The organism is Pusillimonas sp. NJUB218 (assembly GCF_003788685.1).
Classification (GTDB): Bacteria; Pseudomonadota; Gammaproteobacteria; order Burkholderiales; family Burkholderiaceae_B; genus Neopusillimonas.
Map to the genome: position 1 here is coordinate 160,624 of NZ_NQMK01000004.1, position 20,501 is coordinate 181,124.

At 56.8% G+C, this 20,501-nt stretch carries 23 protein-coding genes and 2 tRNA genes; 11 read left to right on the forward strand and 14 right to left on the reverse strand.

All coding sequences use genetic code 11. The features are described from left to right. Positions 1-39: 39 nt before the first annotated feature. Together CHR62_RS07165 and CHR62_RS07170 are read right to left on the reverse strand one after the other, a co-directional pair. A complete protein-coding gene (locus CHR62_RS07165; protein ID WP_123660470.1) occupies positions 40-1,131 on the reverse strand; it encodes a YheT family hydrolase in 1,092 nt (363 codons plus the stop codon). A gap of 10 nt (positions 1,132-1,141) precedes the next feature. Further along, the gene (locus CHR62_RS07170; protein WP_093969241.1) at positions 1,142-1,354 is read right to left on the reverse strand and encodes a zinc-finger domain-containing protein; all 213 of its coding nucleotides are present in this window, start codon (positions 1,352-1,354) and stop codon (positions 1,142-1,144) included. Positions 1,355-1,513: 159 nt separating this feature from the next. On the opposite strand from CHR62_RS07170, the gene CHR62_RS07175 reads away from it, so the two are divergent. The 3 genes from CHR62_RS07175 (at position 1,514) to CHR62_RS07185 (ending at position 4,120) form a co-directional block, all read left to right on the forward strand. Further along, on the forward strand, positions 1,514-2,260 hold the full coding sequence (locus CHR62_RS07175) for an AzlC family ABC transporter permease (protein WP_093969240.1): 747 nt from the start codon (positions 1,514-1,516) through the stop codon (positions 2,258-2,260). Beyond that, on the forward strand, positions 2,253-2,579 hold the full coding sequence (locus CHR62_RS07180; RefSeq protein ID WP_123660471.1) for an AzlD domain-containing protein: 327 nt from the start codon (positions 2,253-2,255) through the stop codon (positions 2,577-2,579). Before CHR62_RS07175 ends, CHR62_RS07180 begins: the two co-directional genes overlap by 8 nt. A gap of 146 nt (positions 2,580-2,725) precedes the next feature. Continuing rightward, a complete protein-coding gene (locus CHR62_RS07185) occupies positions 2,726-4,120 on the forward strand; it encodes a DEAD/DEAH box helicase (protein ID WP_093969238.1) in 1,395 nt (464 codons plus the stop codon). 88 nt (positions 4,121-4,208) lie between these two features. On the opposite strand, the gene CHR62_RS07190 is transcribed toward CHR62_RS07185, so the two are convergent. Next, on the reverse strand, positions 4,209-4,598 hold the full coding sequence (locus CHR62_RS07190; RefSeq protein WP_123660472.1) for a thioredoxin family protein: 390 nt from the start codon (positions 4,596-4,598) through the stop codon (positions 4,209-4,211). A 141-nt stretch (positions 4,599-4,739) separates the two neighbouring features. On the opposite strand from CHR62_RS07190, the gene CHR62_RS07195 reads away from it, so the two are divergent. The 4 genes from CHR62_RS07195 (at position 4,740) to phaP (ending at position 7,981) form a co-directional block, all read left to right on the forward strand. Next, on the forward strand, positions 4,740-5,483 hold the full coding sequence (locus tag CHR62_RS07195; protein WP_370318046.1) for an EI24 domain-containing protein: 744 nt from the start codon (positions 4,740-4,742) through the stop codon (positions 5,481-5,483). 20 nt (positions 5,484-5,503) lie between these two features. Next, complete coding sequence (locus tag CHR62_RS07200) at positions 5,504-6,301, forward strand: molybdopterin-binding protein (RefSeq protein ID WP_123660474.1); 798 nt, start codon at positions 5,504-5,506, stop codon at positions 6,299-6,301. A gap of 158 nt (positions 6,302-6,459) precedes the next feature. Beyond that, entirely contained in the window at positions 6,460-7,287 is an 828-nt protein-coding gene (locus CHR62_RS07205) for an IclR family transcriptional regulator (protein WP_093969234.1), read from the forward strand. Between the two features lie 115 nt (positions 7,288-7,402). Continuing rightward, positions 7,403-7,981 (forward strand): TIGR01841 family phasin, encoded by a 579-nt coding sequence (gene phaP, locus CHR62_RS07210; protein WP_093969233.1) that lies wholly within the window; start codon positions 7,403-7,405, stop codon positions 7,979-7,981. A gap of 225 nt (positions 7,982-8,206) precedes the next feature. Here phaP and CHR62_RS07215 read toward each other — a convergent pair whose 3' ends face one another. From CHR62_RS07215 to CHR62_RS07245, 7 genes are all read right to left on the reverse strand, one after another. Further along, positions 8,207-9,256 (reverse strand): quinone-dependent dihydroorotate dehydrogenase, encoded by a 1,050-nt coding sequence (locus CHR62_RS07215; protein ID WP_093969232.1) that lies wholly within the window; start codon positions 9,254-9,256, stop codon positions 8,207-8,209. Between the two features lie 3 nt (positions 9,257-9,259). Then, complete coding sequence (locus CHR62_RS07220) at positions 9,260-9,994, reverse strand: arginyltransferase (RefSeq protein WP_093969231.1); 735 nt, start codon at positions 9,992-9,994, stop codon at positions 9,260-9,262. A gap of 42 nt (positions 9,995-10,036) precedes the next feature. Beyond that, a complete protein-coding gene (gene aat, locus CHR62_RS07225) occupies positions 10,037-10,777 on the reverse strand; it encodes a leucyl/phenylalanyl-tRNA--protein transferase (protein ID WP_123660475.1) in 741 nt (246 codons plus the stop codon). A gap of 20 nt (positions 10,778-10,797) precedes the next feature. Then, on the reverse strand, positions 10,798-11,409 hold the full coding sequence (locus CHR62_RS07230; protein ID WP_093969229.1) for an NUDIX hydrolase: 612 nt from the start codon (positions 11,407-11,409) through the stop codon (positions 10,798-10,800). A gap of 44 nt (positions 11,410-11,453) precedes the next feature. Then, entirely contained in the window at positions 11,454-12,077 is a 624-nt protein-coding gene (locus CHR62_RS07235) for a DUF2946 family protein (protein WP_123660476.1), read from the reverse strand. A 28-nt stretch (positions 12,078-12,105) separates the two neighbouring features. Then, positions 12,106-12,179: transfer RNA gene (locus CHR62_RS07240), tRNA-Cys, on the reverse strand. A gap of 58 nt (positions 12,180-12,237) precedes the next feature. Beyond that, positions 12,238-12,313 (reverse strand) — tRNA-Gly (locus CHR62_RS07245). A 442-nt stretch (positions 12,314-12,755) separates the two neighbouring features. Between CHR62_RS07245 and murB the strand changes: the two genes are divergently transcribed. Then, complete coding sequence (murB, locus tag CHR62_RS07250) at positions 12,756-13,775, forward strand: UDP-N-acetylmuramate dehydrogenase (RefSeq protein WP_123660477.1); 1,020 nt, start codon at positions 12,756-12,758, stop codon at positions 13,773-13,775. Between the two features lie 62 nt (positions 13,776-13,837). Here murB and dapB read toward each other — a convergent pair whose 3' ends face one another. After that, a complete protein-coding gene (dapB, locus tag CHR62_RS07255) occupies positions 13,838-14,629 on the reverse strand; it encodes a 4-hydroxy-tetrahydrodipicolinate reductase (protein WP_093969226.1) in 792 nt (263 codons plus the stop codon). A gap of 9 nt (positions 14,630-14,638) precedes the next feature. Next, entirely contained in the window at positions 14,639-15,178 is a 540-nt protein-coding gene (locus CHR62_RS07260; RefSeq protein WP_233574906.1) for an outer membrane protein assembly factor BamE, read from the reverse strand. 77 nt (positions 15,179-15,255) lie between these two features. Between CHR62_RS07260 and fur the strand changes: the two genes are divergently transcribed. Next, positions 15,256-15,675 (forward strand): ferric iron uptake transcriptional regulator, encoded by a 420-nt coding sequence (fur, locus tag CHR62_RS07265; protein ID WP_123660478.1) that lies wholly within the window; start codon positions 15,256-15,258, stop codon positions 15,673-15,675. 3 nt (positions 15,676-15,678) lie between these two features. Here fur and recN read toward each other — a convergent pair whose 3' ends face one another. Next, positions 15,679-17,322 (reverse strand): DNA repair protein RecN, encoded by a 1,644-nt coding sequence (gene recN, locus CHR62_RS07270; protein ID WP_123660479.1) that lies wholly within the window; start codon positions 17,320-17,322, stop codon positions 15,679-15,681. Between the two features lie 3 nt (positions 17,323-17,325). Further along, a complete protein-coding gene (locus tag CHR62_RS07275; protein WP_093969223.1) occupies positions 17,326-18,225 on the reverse strand; it encodes an NAD kinase in 900 nt (299 codons plus the stop codon). Between the two features lie 123 nt (positions 18,226-18,348). Between CHR62_RS07275 and hrcA the strand changes: the two genes are divergently transcribed. Together hrcA and hemH are read left to right on the forward strand one after the other, a co-directional pair. Beyond that, positions 18,349-19,359, forward strand: coding sequence for a heat-inducible transcriptional repressor HrcA (gene hrcA, locus CHR62_RS07280; RefSeq protein ID WP_093969566.1), 1,011 nt, complete (start codon positions 18,349-18,351; stop codon positions 19,357-19,359). A 23-nt stretch (positions 19,360-19,382) separates the two neighbouring features. Continuing rightward, complete coding sequence (hemH, locus tag CHR62_RS07285; protein ID WP_123660480.1) at positions 19,383-20,444, forward strand: ferrochelatase; 1,062 nt, start codon at positions 19,383-19,385, stop codon at positions 20,442-20,444. Positions 20,445-20,501 lie beyond the last annotated feature (57 nt).

The window sequence follows — 20,501 nt, forward strand, 5'->3', positions numbered from 1 at the left end:
CTAGCCCTAGCCCGCAGCTGGGCCAGGCCTGTTGCGACGTTATTGCTTGCGCTCGAAGAAGCGGGATAGCCGCGTGGGCAACCAGCTGGTGTGGCCCGGAAACTTCCCCGTAATAAACCCCACGTGCCCCCCCTCGGCGGGTTGGTGCAGCAACACTTGTTCTGAACACTCTTTCGGTCCCGGTAGCGACGCTTCGGGAACAAAGGGGTCGTTGCGCGCGTTTAGGATGAGCGAGGGTGTTGTCAGCGCCTTTAGCAGGGGCTTGGAAGAAGCTCGCGTCCAGTAATCGAGGGCGTTTTTGTAACCGTGCATGGGCGCGGTGTACATGTCATCGAAGTCGCGAATGGTTTTGATGTGATTAAGCCGCAGGGTGTCGATATTGCCGGGGAAACGTTGGGCTTTCTCGGCGATTTTTCGCTTCATTGAGGCCAGGAAATAGGGCGAATACACCCACTTGCCAACCGGCGTGTCGGATAACGCGCCGCCCGCAGCAACGAGGTCGAGCGGGACGGAGATGGCGGCGGCCGCATTGACCCAATGGCTGGCGTTGGGGTTTTCGGCCAGAAACTTAAGCATGGCATTGCCCCCGAGCGAGACGCCTGTGGCGTGCCAGCGAGCGTTGGGAATGCGGGCCCTGACGGTATCGAGCATGAAACCGACATCTTCGGTGTCGCCCGAGTAGTAGGCTCGCGCCATGCGGTTTGGAAAGCCTGAACACCCTCGAAAATGGGCGATGACGACAATCCAGCCCCGGCCCCGGAAGTACTGGGCGATTGATTGGGCGTAACGGCTGTTGCTGTTGCCTTCGAGGCCGTGAAACAGTATTAAAGCCGGTGTTTCTTCGAGCCCCATAAGGGCTTGCCAGTCGGTGCGGTCGGCCCACCGATAGGCGGCGGTATGCTCGAGAGCAGGCTCGCGCGGGACGCGAACATTGGCGGCGGTTTTATCGGCGAACAGGCCAGGGCCTGTCCAGTCGAAGTCGAGAAAATCGCCATCGGGGGTGTCTACCCGTTCGCGTACGAACGAAATATGATGAAAGCGCGCGACCGTTGCGCCCCATATGGTTTGCGTGTGCCCACCGGGCAACCATATGGGGGAAGGGCAAGGCGAGAGATCGAGCTGGGCGGCCACGGGCTGACGCTTAGTGGCCGTGGACGTGTTCGCCTGGCTTGAGCTGGTAGGTGGCGCTGCAGTAGGGGCAAACGCCCTGGCCCGATTTGGCGACTTCGATGTAAACGCGCGGGTGCATTGACCAGAGCGGGGCTTTCGGGCCGGGACAATAAACAGGCAGGTCGGCTGCGCCGACCAGAATGACGTCATCGTTGTGTTTTGCAGGGGTATCGGCACTGCTCATGATTCGTCCTGGGATAATGATTTGACTGGCTGCATTGTACCAACAGCCCGCGACAATTCAGCGAAATAAAACAATTCGGGTGCGCTCGTATATGATTGCGGGTTTACAGGGTTGTCCCGGCATTTTTCAAAAAATGCCCGAAGGGTAATGAGGCGTCGGATGGGGTCTTTATCTACTTATAACGCGTGGTCAAAGGCGCGGGCACAGAAAAGCTTCAACGAAGGTTTTCGTCAGGTCCTGCCCACCATGGTGGCAACCAGCCTGTGGGGGTTTGTGACTGGTATTGCCATGGTCAAGGCTGGCATGTCTGAAGCCATGGCCAGCCTGATGACGTTGTTGGTGTATGCGGGTTCGGCCCAACTGACTGCACTGCCGCTTATCGTGGCCGGTGCGCCCATATGGCTTATTTTTGCGGCAGCGTGTGTGGTCAATATCCGATTCGTGATATTTGGTGCGGCCATGCAGCCGTTTTTTGCGCGCTATCGCTGGCCCTCGCGCCTGGGTCTAGGCTTTTGGTTAAGCGATATGGGTTTTGTTTTGTTCATGACGCGTTTTGCCGACAGCAAAAAGCGCGGCACACGCCATCAGTTCTGGTATTACCTCGGGCTGATTATTCCGGGCTGGATTTCTTGGCAGGTGGCCTCGTTGGCCGGCATATTCATGGGCGGCGTTGTGCCAACAAGCTGGGCGCTAGAGTTCGCCGCGACGCTGGCGTTGCTGGGCATTACGATTCCGTTGGTCAAAAATATGCCCATGGCGGTTTCTATATTGGTGGCAGGCACCATTGCCTGGCTGGGGCAGCCGCTGCCCTTGCGTCTGGGCCTTGCTGTGGCCGTTGTTGGCGGCATTGTCGCCGGCGTTTTGACTGAAAAGCATCAAGCCTCAGCAAAGGTAAGCCATGGCTGATAATGACACCTATGTTTTGGCGGTAATCGGGCTGCTGACGTTGTGCAGTTTAATTACTCGTGCGGGTTATTTTGTATTCGGTAATCGAATCCCGTTAACCGAGGGTGTGCGTCGCGCATTGCGTTATGCGCCACCCGCCGCGCTTATTGGCATTATTGTTCCCGAAATTCTGCCCTGGTCAGAAGGGGCTCATGCCTTTGTCGATGTTCGTTTGCTGGCTGTGTTGGTCGCCATAGTGGTTTATGCGCGCACGCGCAGTACGGTGGCCGTTATTGTGTCGGGTATGTTGGCGTTTTGGGTGATACGGGCGCTGTTGTAGCTGCTACCTTGGCTAAGTAGTGGATATTTAACGACACTTTCGGGTGGCCCTTTTGGGCTGTCATAGGGTTGCGGGACGACGTGCGTTAAAATGCCCGGGTTATCAAAGTCTGGCGGGGTGTTCCTGCGCAGGCGTAACCTTATTCAATGACAGAAACTATTATCTCCGATACTCCGCAAATCACGTTTTCCGATCTAGGCTTGCACCCGGGCATTTTGCAGGCAGTCGCCGCAACGGGTTACACCGTTCCCACGCCTATCCAGGCCAAAGCTATCCCGGTCGTCATGCAAGGTCGCGACGTCATGGGTGCGGCGCAAACGGGCACAGGCAAAACCGCCGCTTTCACGCTGCCCATATTGCAGCGCTTAATGCCTCTGGCCAATAGCAGTGCCTCACCTGCTCGACACCCGGTTCGAGCGCTGATTCTTACGCCTACCCGCGAGCTGGCAGACCAGGTCGCCGAGAACGTGTCGCGTTACAGCGAGTCTATTCCTTTGCGCTCGGCGGTAGTGTTTGGCGGTGTCGATATCGCCCCTCAACGCGACGCGTTACGGCGCGGTTGCGAAGTCGTCATTGCTACCCCGGGTCGTTTGCTAGACCACATCGAGCAAAAGAACGTGAGCCTTGCCCAAGTCGGTATTCTGGTGCTCGACGAGGCCGACCGCATGCTCGATATGGGTTTCTTGCCCGACCTCGATCGCATCGTTCGTTTGTTGCCACAAAGTCGTCAAACCTTGTTGTTCTCGGCAACCTTCAGCCCCGAAATCCGTAAACTCGGTCGCACTTGGCTTAAAGAGCCGGTCGAAATCGAAGTCGCGCGACCCAACGCCACCGCCGAGAACGTGACGCAAATTGCGTATCCGTTGTCAGGCGATGCCAAGCGGGCTGCTGTTGTTCATCTGGTCAAGTCGCGCGGGCTTAACCAGGTTATTGTTTTTTCAAATACAAAAATTGGCACCAGCCGCTTGGCGCGCTTGCTCGAGCGCGATGGTGTCAAGGCCGAGTCGATTCATGGCGATAAAAGCCAACTCGATCGCATGAAGGCGCTCGAGGCCTTCAAGGCAGGTGATCTTGAAGTCTTGGTAGCCACCGATGTTGCCGCACGTGGTCTCGATGTGGCAGGTGTACCTTGCGTTATCAATTATGACTTGCCCTACAACGCCGAAGATTACGTTCACCGTATCGGTCGTACGGGCCGTGCCGGCGCGTCGGGCGAGGCCATTGCTTTTTTTGCCCCTGACGAAGAGCGTTACCTTCTCGACATCGAAAAGCTCATCAAAGCCAAGATCCCGCGCGGCACGCTCGAGCTACCCGCACAGGTTCAGGCTGCAACGCGCCGTCCCTCGACAGGCGCCTCCTCGTCGGGTCGCGAACGTTCTTCCCGGGCTTATGCCGACATGTCGTCGCGCAAGCCTGTCGATGACTTCTTCACCAAGCCCTATGTCGCGTCGTCGGTATCAGCAGCGCCCCAGCTGCCCAAGTCAGCCGGGCCCGGCAAGGCCGTGCGTAAGCAGGTGGGCGTACTCCTGGGCGGCCGCTAGGTCAGTCGGCGTAGCCCGGTGGGCTTGCCGCGCTCTGCCCAAAGGCACGTGTCTTGGCATTGGCTTTGTGGGTGCGCAGTGCAGGTGTTCAGGCTTGCGCCATCAGGGTTTGGCGCAGCATCGGCGGCCCGCCATTAATGGCGGGCATTCTATTTATGGTTGCCAATAGCTTTTCCAGGTGACCAATATGTGGCAGCATCGGGCCAAAAAACCGGTTTTCGGTGGCAGTTTGCACCAATAACGTCGGGAAGTTCTCTACATCTTCATCCCCGAGCAGCTCGGGGTTTTCTTCGATATCCACCCAGATAAAAACGTACTGCGGAAACTTGTCTGCCAATTGTGCAAAGGCAGGGGCGTAGTCGCGACACGTGTCGCACCAGGCAGCACAAAAACATGCGACCAAACTGGTGTCTGTGCTGCTGTCGGCCAAGTGCTTTCTTAGCGGGTCAATGTGGTCGGGAAGTGTGAAAACGGGCATAAACAGGGGCAAAAACGGGTGTGTGTCTGGGGCAAATTGTTTTGGCTTTAGCTATGATAGTCGAATGTTTGAAAGGTCACTGAAACTATGTCTGATTCTCGTGTAGTTGCCAACGTCTCCGAGCCCGTCCGGGTCTCTGGCATGGCGTCGGTGGGGCAGGCGTTTCGGCGTGCGCTGGTATCGCAGCTGCACCCCAAAATGTTGTTTGCTTTATTTTTGCCCTTCATTATTGCGCTGCTGGGCGGTATCGTTTTGCTGTGGGCGTTCTGGGCGCCGCTTACTGCCTGGCTAAGCGGCGAGGCGGCCAATTGGGGCGTACTGACTACGGTAGACCAATGGATGCTCGGCATCGGGTTGTTTTCTTTGCAAGCCTACCTGGTGCCTTTGCTGGCCATAGCCATTTTGCTGCCGCTATCGGGCATTTTGGGGTTGGTCATTGCTGCCGTGTTTGTCATGCCGCTGGTGTTGCGTCACCTCGAGCAACGCGAATACCGGGGACTCATTCGGCAAGGGCAAATGTCGACTGCGCTAGGCATCTGGAATGCGGTCTGGGTCGGTGGGATCTTTGCCATCGGCTGGTTGCTGACCATGCCGCTTTGGCTGTTTCCGCCGTTTCCGATTTTGTTGCCCATTTTTTGGTGGGCATTCGCCTTTACGCGTATGTTGCGTGTCGATGCCGTCATCGAACATGCCAGCCCTGTCGAGCGCCGCATCATCTGGAAGCGGCATAACCGCAAGTACTGGCTGATGGGCTTTATTCTTTCATTGATCAATCTGTTTCCGCCCGCTTGGCTGGTGTTGCCGGTGTTTTCGGCACTGGTGTACGCGCATTTCAGCCTTGAGGCTTTGCGTCAGTTGCGCCAAGAAACCGTTATCGATGTCTAAGTTTTAAAAAAGGTGAATCAATGACATCTATTACTGTGCCTCGTGTACGCCTCATTATTGTGGGCGACGAAATTTTGTCCGGCCGTCGGCAAGACAAGCATTTCTCAAAGGTCATCGAGCTTCTTGGGCAGCGGGGCATGCAGTTGTCGGGTGCCGAATTCGTCTCCGACGATCGTGCCAGTATTGCCGCCGTACTCAAGCGCAGCTTTGCCACTGACGACATTGTCTTCAGCTGCGGCGGCATCGGGGCGACGCCCGACGACCAAACCCGTCAGGCGGCCGCTGAGGCGCTGGGGCTTGACCTTGCCCTGCATCCCGAGGCTGAACGTCTTATTACCGAACGTTGCGCCGAGAATGAGAAAAATGGCGTCGGCAGCGCCGATATGTCATTGCCTGAAAACCAGCAGCGTTTGCAAATGGGCGTGTTTCCAACAGGGGCTGAAATCGTTCCCAATCCCTACAACAAGATTCCTGGTTTTTTCATTCGTAACCATACCTTCATGCCCGGCTTTCCGGTCATGGCTTGGCCAATGCTCGAATGGACACTCGATACGCGTTACCGCCAGTATCATCACCAGACGGTGCGTGTCGAGCATTCCTTCCTGGTGTTCGGGCTACCTGAATCACGCATTACGCCGGCGCTCGAAGCCCTCGAGGCGCGTTGGCCCGGCGTAAAGGCGTTCAGTTTGCCCAGTATGGGCGGCGAGGGTAAACCGCATATCGACCTGGGCGTCAAAGGCGAACACCTCGCCGCGGCCGAGGCTTTGGCCTTTTTGAAGAATGCGGCCCAAGAGGCCGGTGGCACCTTGTCGCCCTGACACCTCCCTCTGGCATTGGGTGCGCCTGGCTGGCTCTGCTGAAGCAAGCTGGTGCACCTGGGCGCTTTTATCGGACCACACACGACAGGCAAAAAGATCTTGCCAAAACGACAACTATTTTCATAATATGAGAATGTTGCGTTGCGTCAAAGTCAAGCATGTCCCGAACCGAACTCTCTGCCCGCCCAGGGGCTACCGTCCAAAATGCTCCTTCCGAATCACCGATCACCATTCAGGTGCTCGAGCGTGCCATGCTGTTGCTCGACGTACTGGCGCATCAGGCCGAACCCGTTCCGCTCAAAAACCTAGCGGCTAAAACCGGGTTGCATACGTCGACGGCGCATCGCATTCTTAACGATCTGGTTGCGGGGCGTTATGTCGAAAGGGTGGACAGCGGGCTGTATCGTCTCGGCATGCGTTTGCTCGAGCTAGGTTCGCTGGTTAAAGGGCGCCTGAGTGTGCGAGAGGTGGCCCTGGATCCGATGCGTGCGTTGCATAAACTGACCGGGCAAACCGTTAATTTGTCGGTGCAGCAAAATGACGAGATCGTTTATATCGAGCGCGCCTGGAGCGAGCGGTCGGGTATGCAGGTGGTGCGTGCAATTGGTGGGCGTGCGCCCTTACACCTGACGTCTACCGGAAAACTGTTTTTATCGGCCAGCGATTCGCGTCAGATCAAGGCATACATTATGCGTACCGGGCTCACCGGCGCGACGCCCAACAGTATTACTCAGGCCGACAAGCTTGAAAAAGAGCTCGCCCTGGTGCGTCGCACCGGTTATTCACGCGACAACGAAGAACTCGAACTAGGGGTCCGTTGCATCGCGGCCGGTATCTACGATGATGCCGGTAATTTGCAGGCGGGGTTGTCAATTTCGGCGCCTGCCGAGCGCATGCGCGACGAATGGATTGATGTTTTGCTCAAGACGGCCAGCAGCATTTCTGAAGCGTTGGGCTTTGAGGGTGGGCCAATCAGCGGACGCTGAAAAAGCCTGTTCCAAAATTATTGCACTGCAATAAAAAATTCATTGACATGTTGTTTTTAAAGGGTTAAATTATTTTTGTGCAACGCAGCATAACCCTTATTTAAAGGAAAACACCATGAGCGCAATTCCCCAACAAATTTTTGCCAACCAGAAAGCCTCGCTTGACAAGATCCTGGCTGCTCAGGGTTCGATCTTCGGCGGCTTCGAAAAACTGGTTGATCTGAACCTCAAAGTGATGAAGGCAACGTTTGAAGACGTTGCTCAGAAATCGCAAGAAGCTATCGACGTTAAAGACCCTCAAGAAGCGGCAGCTTTTACGTCGGGCCTGGTACAGCCTAACGCCGACAAGGCGCTGGCCTATGGCAAGCACGTCTACGACATTATGTCTTCGGTTCAGTCCGATTTGGCACGCCTTGCTGAAGAGCAACTGGCCCATAGTCAGAAGCAAATGCATGACACCATCGACCAGTTGGCAAAAAATGCACCTACTGGCACCGAAGGCGCCATTGCTTTGCTGAAGTCGTCGGTGGCCTCGGCCAACACAGCCTACGAAACTGTTGCCAAAGCAGCCAAGCAAGCCAGCGAAGCAGCCGAGTCGAACATCACGGCAGCCACCAACGCCACCTTCAAGGCCGCATCTGAAGCCGCTGAAGTGGTTAAGTCGGCCACGCCTCGTACGCGCCGCGCCTCGTAATACAAGCGGCAGGCTGCCGGGCGGGTTTCGGCCGGTATGCTTGCTGGTAAGATGCCTTTAGTGTGCTTTGCCCGCTAAAAGCAGTCTGCCTTTGAACTGCACCCCAAAAGTTGGACACACATCCAACCTTTGGGGTGTTTTTCATGGCGAAGCCGGATGGGCGGTGCAGTACAAAGCAGTGCCGAAAAACTTGTTTCGGCAGAAGCAGCGTAACGCCCGATGTGTTTATTTATTGAGCGTTGACAAGCTACGTACGCATTCGCCGATAAGTGCGGGGCCGCGATAGATCAGACCGGTATAAAGCTGGATGGCGTTTGCGCCCGCCTGTATCTTTTCGACGGCCTGACGCCCGCTGCCAATACCGCCAACGCCAATAATGGCAAATTGCGGACCCAATTGTTCGCGCAGGCGACGAATGACAGCCAGCGACAAGGCGTGAACCGGCGGGCCCGACAAGCCGCCGTTCTCTTCGGCATGCGGTTGGCCTTTCACGGCATCGCGCGACAGTGTTGTGTTGGTTGCAATGACGCCGTCAACGCCATGGCGACCCAGCACGTCTGCAATGACATCAACCTGTTCGGTAGATAAGTCAGGGGCAATTTTTACCACCAGAGGCACGCGTTTGCCATGCTGGTCTTCAAGCGCCTTGCGCTTGTCGGCCAGTGCTGACAGAAGACCACCCAGTTCGTCTTGCCCTTGCAGGGCTCGCAGGTTCTGAGTGTTCGGAGACGAAATATTTACGGTAACGTAGTCAGCATGCGGGTACACACCCTCCAAGCCGATCAGGTAGTCGTCAACGGCGCGCTCAATGGGTGTGGCGGCATTTTTGCCGATATTGAGCCCTACAATGCCGCCCTGTTGGCGCCACTGGCTGCGCTGCACGTTCTGTAGGAAGACATCGAGCCCGCGATTGTTGAACCCCAGTCGGTTGATGAGTGCATTGGCGGCTGGCAAGCGAAACATGCGTGGCTTCGGGTTGCCGTCTTGGGGCTTGGGCGTTACGGTGCCCACCTCGATAAAGCCAAAACCAAGGTTTGCAAGGGCGTCGATGTGCGCTCCGTTTTTGTCTAGCCCTGCCGCCAGCCCGACAGGGTTACGCAGTTGCAAGCCCATGAGTTGCGTAGGCAGACTGGGCGCGCTATGCATGAGGCGCCTGGTGAAGCTGCAGTCGTAGGCCTTTTGTAAAGACGACAGCGTGAGTTCGTGTGCGTGTTCGGCGTCTAATGAAAAGAGGGCAGGGCGGGTAAACGAGTAGGCGTTAAAGAGTAATGACATGGCTCAGCCGGCCAAGGGTTCGGGGGTGGCCCAAACGCCGTTGACGTAGATTTGATGGGGGCGAAAAACAGATTTGTACGCCATTTTACGGCTTTCATGAATCCAGTACCCCAGGTAAAGCCAGGGCAGGTCCAATTCACGGCAATGCTCGACTTGCCAAAGTACGCCGTATGTCCCCAGACTGCCTGGGGCGGAGGGGTCAAAAAAGGTGTAGACGGCTGATAAACCCGTGTCCAGCACGTCAATGATCGACACCATTTTCAGTTCGTTTTCGGGGGTGCGGAATTCGACCAGTGCGGTGTCTACCCGGCTGCTGAGCAAGAATTGGGTGTACTGGGCTTCGCTGTCGTCATCCATGCCTGCATTGGCGTGTCGCGTCCCGATGTACTGTTGGTAAAGCTGGTAGTGCTCTGGGTGAAACTCAAGCGGAAGGACGCTGGCCGTTAGCGCAGCATGCCGCTTCCAGACACGTTTTTGCGTGCGTGTTGGCACAAAATTATTGACGTCGACACGAATGGGCCTGCAGGCCTGGCATTGATCGCAGTGTGGGCGATACGTAAAAATGCCGCTGCGACGAAAACCTTGTTCGACCAAGCGGCTGTATAGCGTGGTGTCGATCAGATGATTGGGGGCGGCAACCTGAGAGCGCGCGTTGCGGCCCTCGAGGTAGCTGCACGGGTAAGCTGCCGTGGCGTAAAACTGAAGCGTTTGACAATGGGGGTCGGTAGGACGGCTCATGACAGGGCATCGGGGTTGTTTGCCCGTTCATTATCGGTGCTTTCAGGGCAATGGTGCAATCGTACCGTTTTGTAATAGCGTGCCAGAGCGCCAAGGCGGCGGTGGGCGGTTAAGGGCTGTGCTCAGCCAGCTCATAAAGACAGCCCTGGGCACGGGTTTGGCACCCAGGCTGGCCAGATGTGGAGTTTCTTGCTGGCAGTCTATGTGTTCGACCCCGTGGCATTTTAAAAAGCCGGTTAAGTACACCAGCGCAAGTTTCGAGGCGTCTGGTGCGTGGCTGAACATGGACTCGCCAAAAAAGAAACCACCCAAACTGACGCCGTACAAGCCGCCTATCAGCTTGCCATCAAGCCAGGTTTCGATGCTGTGGGCTTTGCCTTGGTCGTGCAGCGCGCCATAGGCCGCCTTGATTTGCGGTGAAATCCAGGTGCCGGGCTGTCCTTTTCTGGGAGCGCTGCAGGCGTCTATGACTTGGTTGAAGGCGGTGTCGACGCGAATTTGCAGGCCAGAGGCGTCAATCGATTCAGAGCGCTTGAGCTGCCGTAGCTTCTTGGCCATGGAGTGCGAAACGATCAGATCGCAGCAAGCTAGCACCATGCGTGGGTCTGGGCTCCACCACAAGACCGGGTCGCCTTCATTGAACCAGGGGAAAATGCCTTTGCGATAGGCGGCCTCGAGGCGTGCGGGGCCGAGGTCTAGACCGGCGGCCAGCAGGCCGTCGGGTTGTGCATGGTGTGGGTCAGGTAGCGCGTCGTGCGGCCCAACCCAGGGTAAAACTGTCATGCCGGAAGGATGAGCGTGGATTAGTAGTCGCGTTTTGGGAGCGAAACTTCGTAGTAGTGCACCGGCGGATGCGCTCCGGGCTTGAAGTGGCCGCGTTTTTTGTCTTCGAGGTAGTGTTCGAGTGTTGTGATCACCGTACGGAACGCGAGTTCGGGCCAGGGGATTTCATCTTCGGTAAAGAAGCGGGCCTCGAGGCTCTCGGGCCCGGGAGCCAGTTCGGGACTGAGTACGTGCGCAAGATAAAAGAAATGTACCTGTTCGGCGTGTGGCACATCGATAACGGTGTACAGCGGCCCTAGTTCGATCTGGGCGCCAGCCTCTTCCTGGGTTTCCCGCATGGCGCCTTGAGCGGTGGTTTCGCCCAGCTCCATGAAACCAGCGGGTAAGGTCCATTTGTCATAGCGCGGTTCTATGCCGCGCCGGCACAGCAATATTTTGTCTTCCCATATTGGCAGCACCCCGACGACATTGCGCGGGTTCTGGTAATGAACCGCGCCGCAACTTTCGCATACGGCCCGCAACCGGTTGTCGTCGGGCGGTGTCAGGTAGGTAATGTGCGCGGCGCATTGGCTACAAAACTTTTGTGCGCGCGGCGCGGGGAAGTAAAACGATGATGCGGGTTGGGTGGCCATAAGAAATTATTCTTTTCTGTGTTGCGAAGCTTTATGCATTGCGCCTAAGCATAGCGTAATGCAGGTCGGCGCACAAAACCCAGAAGTGTTTCGATATGGTTTGCTGCGCAAAAGTGCAGCGAGGCAGGCTGTGTCTGGGAGGCGGCAAGTGCGGGTGCCACGACGATGGAATCTACAGTGGTGGCTTCAAGCGCGTCTGACAGCGGCTGCCCTTCGGGGGTGTGAAGGGTGTCGATGACCGCTGGCAAGTCGCGTCCGACAATGAGACCTGGGCCCAGGTTGGTTTGTGCGTAAAGGTGCCCTTCATCGTCGAGCCACCAGCTGCTAACGATGTCGACCACAGTGCCGGTGTGTGCTTGAAGGCTGCTGTTCTTGTTGTCGATGCGCAGTATTAACGGTGCAGCATCGAGCCGGACATAAACTTTTTGCGGCCCATTCTGAAAATACCAGCACCCGCTGTCGTCAGTCATGTAGTTGCGGCTGATGAAACTCGTAATTTGCGGGTTGCTGATGGATTCGCCCTCGGGATCTGGGTCGCCATCGTCTGGGGCCAGCGCGTTACCCGTGGGGTGCAGACGCCATTGGCCGTTGCGGGTTAAAGACAGCCAGCCGAAAACGTCGGGGACGTCTGGCCAGCGAGCCATTGCGGCACGAACGAGGTCATCCATGGGCAGGCCGAAATAGAGGAGGGGGGGATGGAGGCGCAACTCGGAATCGAACCGGGGTACACGGATTTGCAATCCGCTGCATAACCACTCTGCCATTGCGCCGAAACGTACTAAATTGTACGTAAAAAAGGGAAGCTTTGTGGGCTTCCCTTTTGGTATTTGGAGCGGGAAACGAGTCTCGAACTCGCGACCTCAACCTTGGCAAGGTTGCGCTCTACCAACTGAGCTATTCCCGCGTGGTGCGCACTTTTCAGTGTTTTCCTGTTGGCTTGCTAGCCCCAGGAAGCTTTGCATTATAACCTGTTTTTTTTGTTTTGCAAACTTAAAAACCGTTTTTTTTAACTTGTTTTTAAATTTTTACTGCATCACAAATTGCTTGGCTACTACATGCTGGGTTAAGACAGCTGCCTTGCGTTTCAGGTTATGTCATCGCAGTTATTACACTGCGTTTGCTGCTAACTGCTACACTTTTTGCGCTTGCCTTATTCAACTTTATGGCTTCACTTTCGTTTAGGCTTTAAAAGCTGCTTTGTTTCTGGCAAGGCCAAAATAATAACACAAAATTAAATTTGTGCGCAAATGGGTTGATGCGGCCAAAATTTCCGTCGTCGCGTCGGTCATTATTGGGTCATGGTGTAATAGCTGTCTTTCGCCCGCTTGTGTCTACGAGACTTACTCATGTCTTTGTCTGTCGAACCCAAAGATCTTTCTTCCATGAATACGTTGGGGTTGGTGTCGCATGCCTCCGCTTGCGTTGTCTTTACCGACGAGGCCCAATTGCCCGAGCTGACTCGGTTGGCAACTGCTTACGACCACGCCTTGGTGCTGGGGGGCGGGAGTAATGTGGTGCTGGCGCCGCAATTGTCCGGGTTGGTAATTTGTACGCAAACCCAAGGTATTGCCCTGATCGCGGATACGCCGGATGCTTGGCTGGTTGAAGCCCAGGCCGGTGAGACCTGGCATAACTTTGTAGGCAAATGTCTGGAAAATGGCTGGGCCGGCCTTGAGAACCTTGCGCTTATACCCGGCACTGTCGGGGCCGCGCCCGTACAAAATATTGGTGCCTATGGCGTTGAACTCGATACGCGCATCGACCAGGTGCACGCCTGGGACATTCAGCAGGGCAAAAGTCGGGTGTTTTCGCGGAGCGAGTGCGAGTTCGCCTATCGAGACAGTTTTTTTAAACGCCAGCCCGCGGGCCGGTGGCTGATTACACGGGTTCGGTTTCGTTTGCCCAAGCCTTGGGTACCGCAATTGTCGTACCCCGATTTATCGACATGTCGCGAAATGGCTGCATCGGGGCAGTTGACGCCCCGACAGGTATTTGATGCAGTTTGCGCTATCAGGCAAAGCAAATTGCCCGACCCGGCGGTGCTGGGCAATGCAGGCAGTTTCTTTAAAAATCCGGTGGTTGAGGCGTCGGTTTGGGAAGGCCTGAGGGCTGGCTTCCCTGACCTGGTTGGTTACCCGCAGCCTGACGGCACCTTTAAGCTGGCGGCCGGCTGGCTGATTGATCGTGCTGGCTGGAAAGGGCGCCGCCAGGGTGCGGTGGGTGTGCACGACCGGCAAGCGCTTGTATTGGTTAATTTTGGTGGGGCGACGTCTGCAGAGTTGCTGACGTTGGCGCAGAATATTTGCGCCGATGTTTACGCCCGCTTTGGGGTAAGGTTAGAGCAAGAGCCCGTGTTGTGTGCTTGATTGCCGGCCTCCAGGCGGTAGGCCGGCAAGCTTTGTGTTTTATTGGGTAATGCCTGTTCTGATCAACTAGAGAGCACGTCTTGCATGTCGAACAGGCCGAACTCTTTACGCGCCAGGTAACGTGCGGCACGCAGGCTGCCTTGGGCGTAGGTGGTCCGGCTGCTAGAGCGATGTGAGATCTCGATGCGCTCGCCGGCACCGCAAAAAAACACCGTGTGGTCACCCACGATATCGCCGCCGCGCATGACCGAAAAACCAATGCGGCCGTCTTCACGTGCGCCTGTATGCCCGTGGCGCGCCCAATCGGCGATATCGTCTAGCTTCTCGCCCCAAGCCCGGGCGACGGTTTCGCCCATAGCCAAAGCAGTGCCCGAAGGCGCGTCGACTTTGTTGCGATGATGGGCTTCGAAGACTTCGACGTCGTAGCCACTATTGAGCAGGCGCGCTGCCATGTCCAGCAATTTGAGCGTCGCGTTGACGCCTACGCTCATGTTTGGGGCGAACACAATGGCTGTTTTTTGACTTGCGGCCTGAATGGCCTGCTTACCCGCGATATCGAAGCCTGTTGTGCCGATAACGCACTTGACCTTATGTTTGACGCATGCCTCGAGGTGGGTAAGTGTGCCTTCTGGGCGCGTGAAGTCGATGAGACAGTCGGCGTGACTTAATGCGTCGAGGTCGTCGGTAATGTGCACGCCCGTCGTGTGGCCCAGAAAGCCACCGGCGTCTTGGCCTATGCAGGCCGAACCGGCGCGGTCGAGCGCAACGGCGAGCGTCAGGTCGGGCGAATTAATGACAGCTTCGATCAGCATGCGGCCCATGCGGCCGTCGGATCCTGCAATGGCGATGCGCATAGGGGTCTCTTAGCGTAAGGGTTCGGAAACAGGCTGGCTTTGAATCACGGCAGCCGGCGTGCGCTCAGGGTTGATCTCGATCTCGGTGTTGGGGCCAGCCCGGCGTTCGATGGCGGCTTTGCCAGCGTCGGCGTCTTGCGGTGCGCCTTCGGCCGATTGGGCGCCCGAATCACTCTTTTCGAAAGGTTGGCGGTCGGGCATTTGGTCTCCGGCCCATCGCAGTAGTACGTCGCCTTCGAACCAGACAGTGAACTTACGCTCTTCTTCTTCGCCGTAACCGGGTTTGTTGAAGTAGGGGTAATCCCAGCGGTCGTTGCGGAAGATGTCTTGCAGGGTGGGTGTGCCCAAAATGAAGCGAACTTGCTCACGGGTCATGCCGGGTTCGAGTCGCGCGACTTGCTCGGCAGTCACCCAGTTGCCCTGCTGAACGTCGGCCCGGTAAGGGAAGCCCCACTTGGTGCCGCCGCATGCGGTGAGCGTCAGGGCCAGCGCACCAACGGTCAAGCCTGTGCGCAACTTTGAAAATAGTGGTTTAGCAGTCGTAAGCACGAAGCGCCCCTGTGATTCAGGTTGAATAAAACCGTTATGATAAAGGCATAATGTCCACCTGCCCGAGAGCCTCGAACATGAATGAACAAAACGAACTGAAAAACATGGGTCTTAAGGCAACGTTTCCACGCCTTAAAATTCTGGATGTTTTTCGTAAATCAGACACACGCCACCAAAGCGCCGAAGACGTTTACCGTGCCCTTATCGCAGAAGATATCGATATTGGCCTGGCAACCGTTTACCGCGTGCTGACGCAGTTTGAACAGGCAGGTATTCTAACGCGTAGCCAGTTCGATGGGGGCAAGGCCGTTTTCGAGCTTAACGACGGCGACCACCACGACCATCTTATCTGCACCAACTGTGGCAAGGTGGTCGAGTTCACCGACCCCGACATCGAAAAGCGTCAGCACCTGATCGCCGAGCAAAAAAACTTTACGCTCGAAAGCCACACTATGATGCTTTACGGCATTTGCGGGTCGTGCCAGAAGAAAAAATAAGCTTCAGGCCCCCAGCATTTCGGCGGCATGCTGACGCGTAGTGTCGGTAATGCTTAGCCCACCCAGCATGCGCGCTATCTCATCGATGCGCGCTTTTTTATCGAGTAAATCGATGCGCGAGGTCGTTTTGCCTTTGTGCTGAGACTTGCTGACCTTGAAGTGATGGTTGCCGCAAGCCGCTACCTGGGGCAAGTGTGTGACGCATAGCACCTGATGGCGTTCGCCCAGGGCCCCAAGCAGTTTGCCCACTACTTCGGCCACCCCGCCGCCAATACCGCTGTCGACCTCGTCGAAAATAAGTGTAGGGACGCGTGCAGCCTGGCTGGCGATGACTGACAGCGCCAGCGACAGCCGGGCCAGTTCGCCGCCTGAGGCCACCTTGGCCAGCGGGCGAGGCTGTGTGCCGGTGTGGGCCGCCACCAAAAATTCAATGGTTTCGTTGCCGTTAGGGCCAGATGCACAAGGGGTGATGGCCACATCGAAGCGCCCGCCGGCCATGGCTAGCGTTTGCATGGCTTGAGTGACGGCGGGTGCCATGAGGCTGGCAGCCTTTTTTCGTGCGGCTGTCAATTGTGCCGCCCATGTCGTGTAGTGGTCGTGCGCTGCCTGGGCTTTGGCTTCGAGTGCTGCCAGGTCGATGCCAGCTTGTGTTTCGTGTAGCCGTTCACGCAAGCGTGTGGCCAAGGCGGGGATCTCGTCGGGTTCGACGCGGAATTTGCGAGCGGCGTCGAAGATGGCCGACATTCGCGCCTCGGCTTGCTGCAGGGCGTCGGGGTCGAGGTCGAGCTTGCTGATGTAGCTGTTCAGGTCGGATATGGCCTCGGCAGTCGCGATGCGAGCCGATTCGAGTGTGTCGCAAATTACGGCGAGTTGTGCGTCATGGCGAAGCATGCCTTGCAGCCGATGCGCTGCGGTGTTCAGGATGTGATGCGCGCCGGCGGTGTCGTCGTCTAATGCGCTTAAAGCCTGTGTGGCGTTTTCAAGTAACGATTGGGCGTGAGCCAGGCGGTTGTGTTCAGCCGAGAGGGCGTCCCATTCGCCGTCGGCCAGGCTTAGCTGTTCAAGCTCGTTGACTTGCCATTCGAGCCGGTTTTGTTCTTCTTGAAGTGTGTCGGTATGTGCGCGCGCATTGTCGAGCTGTTTGGTCAGTGTTTGCCAGGCCTGCCAAGCTTGCGCCACATTTTGGACTAGATCGGTGTGGCGGCCTTGCGTGTCGAGTAGTTCGCGCTGGCTACCGGGTTTGAGCAGGCTTTGGTGGGCGTGCTGGCCATGGATATCGACCAACTGTTCGCTTAGTTCGCGTAATTGGCCCAGCGTGGCGGGCACCCCGTTAATGTAGGCGCGGCTTTTGCCTTGCTGGTCGATTACGCGACGAAGCACCAGCGTATCGTCGGTATCAAGGTCGTGTTCGGTCAGCCAGCCGACCAGGTTGTCGGGCACGTTAAATACCGCGCTGATGTCGGCCTTGTCGGCGCCATCGCGAATAAAAGCGGTGTCGGCACGCGCGCCCAGCACCAGCGACAGGGCGTCGATAAGAATTGACTTGCCAGCGCCTGTCTCGCCTGAAAACACTGTGAAACCCGAGTCGAATTGGATTTCGGAGTGCTCGACAATGACGAAATCGGTAAGGCTCAGGGATCGCAACATGGTTTATTCGGTCTCGTCTGACAGGGTGGGCATTTGGTTCCAGAGCAATTTGCGCCGCAACGTCGAGAAAAAGCTGTAACCGGTTGGGTGAACGAAGCGTATGGTATCTTGCGCGCGCCGCACTTCGATGCGGTCGCCGGCTTGGCATTCGGACCAGGTTTGCATGTCGAAGTGAACGCTGGCACCTGATTCGACGCGGCTGAGCGATGTGATGGTGATGCTGAGTACGCCGCTGTCGGGGATGACGATGGGTCGGTTTGACAATGTTTGCGGTGCGACCGGTACCAGCAGCATGGTGCGCAGTTGCGGGTGCAAAATGGGGCCGTTGGCCGACAGCGCGTAAGCGGTCGAGCCCGTCGGGGTAGAGATGATCAGGCCGTCGGCGCGTTGGTTGTACATCAGGTTGCCATCGAGCTCGACGCCCAGTTCGATCATGCCGCCGCGGCCGGCGCGATTGATGACGACGTCGTTCAGGGCAACCCCCGAAAACATGATCTGGTCGCCGCGCATGACGCGGCCTTCAAGTAAGATGCGCTCTTCGATATTGAAGTTGCCTTCGATGACGCGTGTTAAAGCGGCGGCTGCCGACTGCAGCGGGATGTCGGTAATAAACCCGAGCCGTCCGTGGTTGATGCCGATAAGCGGTACATGGGCCCGCGCCAGCATGCGGGCTGCGCCCAGCATGGTGCCGTCGCCGCCCATAATAACGGCCAGGTCGGCCTGGCCGCCGATTTCGGCGTACGACGCGACAGCGTATTCGGTGACTCCGGTATTAACGGCAGTATCGGTTTCGACAAGAACGCGGCACCCTGCTTTTTCGAGGGTCGCGGCCAGTTCGCGCAGCGGGGCGTCAAGTCCGCTGTCCTGGTAGCGCCCGACCAACGCTACAGTTTTGAAATGCATTGTGCCGATACCTTGTTTATGATGTTTGGGTTCAGATAAATTTATTATATGTTCCACAAGCGTTTGTTGTTGTACCCGGAACGACAACTTTGTCTTCCGGAGGCGTAAGGTTTAAACATGGACATGGACGACAGAGCCAAAGCCCTGCTCAAGGCACTCATCGAGCGTTATATTGCCGATGGTCAACCCGTGGGGTCGCGCACACTTTCAAAAATGTTCGAGCTGTCCCCGGCCACCATTCGTAATGTCATGGCCGACCTCGAAGAGCTGGGGCTTATCCATAGCCCGCATACGTCGGCCGGGCGGGTGCCAACCCCGCGAGGCTACCGTCTGTTTGTCGATCGTCTGCTGGCGACGCAACGCTTCGAGGTTTTGCAACCCAGCCAGATACGCGAGATGTTGCCGGCATCCGAGCCGACACGAGCCGTTAATGCTGCGGCGAATTTGTTGTCTAACCTTACCCGCTTTGCCGGTGTGGTGCTGGCCCCAAAGCGCTCGCAAGTATTTCGGCAAATCGAATTCATCCGTCTTTCCGACAAGCGCGTTCTGCTGATCATCGTGACACCGGACGGTGACGTACAAAACCGCATTTTGTTTGTTCAGCGCGATTACCTCGACCAAGAGCTGACCGAAGCCAGTAATTTCTTTAATGCGCATTTTGCAGGCCGGTCGTTTTATGAAGTCCGCGAGGCCATTACCAACGAGTTGTCATCGCTTAAAGAAGATATTTCGCGTCTGATGCAACAGGCGGTTGAGGCGGGTACGGCGTCTGACGGCAGTGATGACGGCGTGGTGATTTCCGGCGAAAGCAAATTACTCGATATTTCCGACATCGCGTCAGACATGGATCGCTTGCGTCGCATGTTTGCACTTTTCGAGAAAAAAACCGATCTGTTGCAGTTGCTCGATGTCTCCAGCCGCGCGCATGGTGTGCAAATTTATATCGGCGGCGATTCACAGCTTGTCCCGCTAGAAGACGTCTCGGTTATTACAGCACCCTATGGTATCGACGGTAAAATCGTCGGCACTCTGGGTGTGATCGGGCCTACCCGTATGGCCTACGATCGCGTCATTCCCATCGTCGACATCACGGCGCGCCTGCTCTCAAACGCGCTTAGCCACAACACGTCCTGACCCCGATTCTTTCAAGGCCTTTCATGTCCAGTTTTTTGCCGTCTCGTTATCTGCCCGAAACGCCCGATCCTCATGGCCTTGATCCGAACCCGCCGGCGCGCGCCGAGGGCCCCGTCGGCGTTCTGCTGGTCAATCTGGGTACGCCCGATGCACCGACAGCGCCCGCTATCCGCCGGTATTTGTCCGAGTTTCTGTCCGACCCGCGCGTCATCGAAATTCCGCAATGGATCTGGCAATTTATTTTGCAGGGCATTATTTTGCGTATCCGGCCCCGTAAGCTGGTGCCGCGTTATGCCGGTATTTGGCTCGAAAACGGCTCACCGCTTACGGTGTACAGCCAGGCGCAGGCCGACCGCGTGCAAGACCTGTTAACCGAGCAGGGGCACGACGTGCACGTGGTCCTGGCTATGCGCTACGGCAACCCTTCCGTGGCGCAGGGTATCGAAGCCCTGCGAGCGAAAGGGTGCGAGCGCATCCTGACGGTGCCCATGTATCCGCAGTATGCAGCCAGTACTACCGCCACCGCGGTTGATGCGGTGTGCACTTATGCAGCGCGCTTGCGTAATCAGCCCGAACTGCGGTTTGTGAAACGTTACCCGACTTTGCCCGCCTATATTAAAGCCATGGCCGACAAGGTTCGCGCACTGTGGCAATCGCAAGGTAAGCCCGAGCGTCTGTTGTTGAGTTTTCATGGTTTGCCCCAGCGCACTATTAATCAGGGTGATCCTTATCATCGCGACTGCATGGACACGGCAGCAGCGCTGCGTGAATGTCTGGGCGAAGACGGCCATTTGGTGCATGTGTCGTTTCAAAGCCGGTTTGGCGCCGAGAAATGGTTGCAGCCCTATACCGAGCCCACCCTCAAAGCCTGGGCTGAACAAGGGGTGCGCCGGGTCGATGTCATGTGTCCGGGTTTTCTGGCCGATTGTCTCGAGACGCTCGAGGAAATCCAGGTGGAGTGTCAAGAGGCGTTTTTACATGCAGGCGGCGAACAGTTCCGTTATATCGAATGCCTCAACGATGACGAAACCTGGGCGCGCGGCCTGACCGGCCTGGTCAAGCAGCATCTGCAGGGCTGGTTGTAAAAGGGGCGGTCGCCGGCACATGGCTAACCCTCGGCGGGGCTAATCGCCTGCGCACTT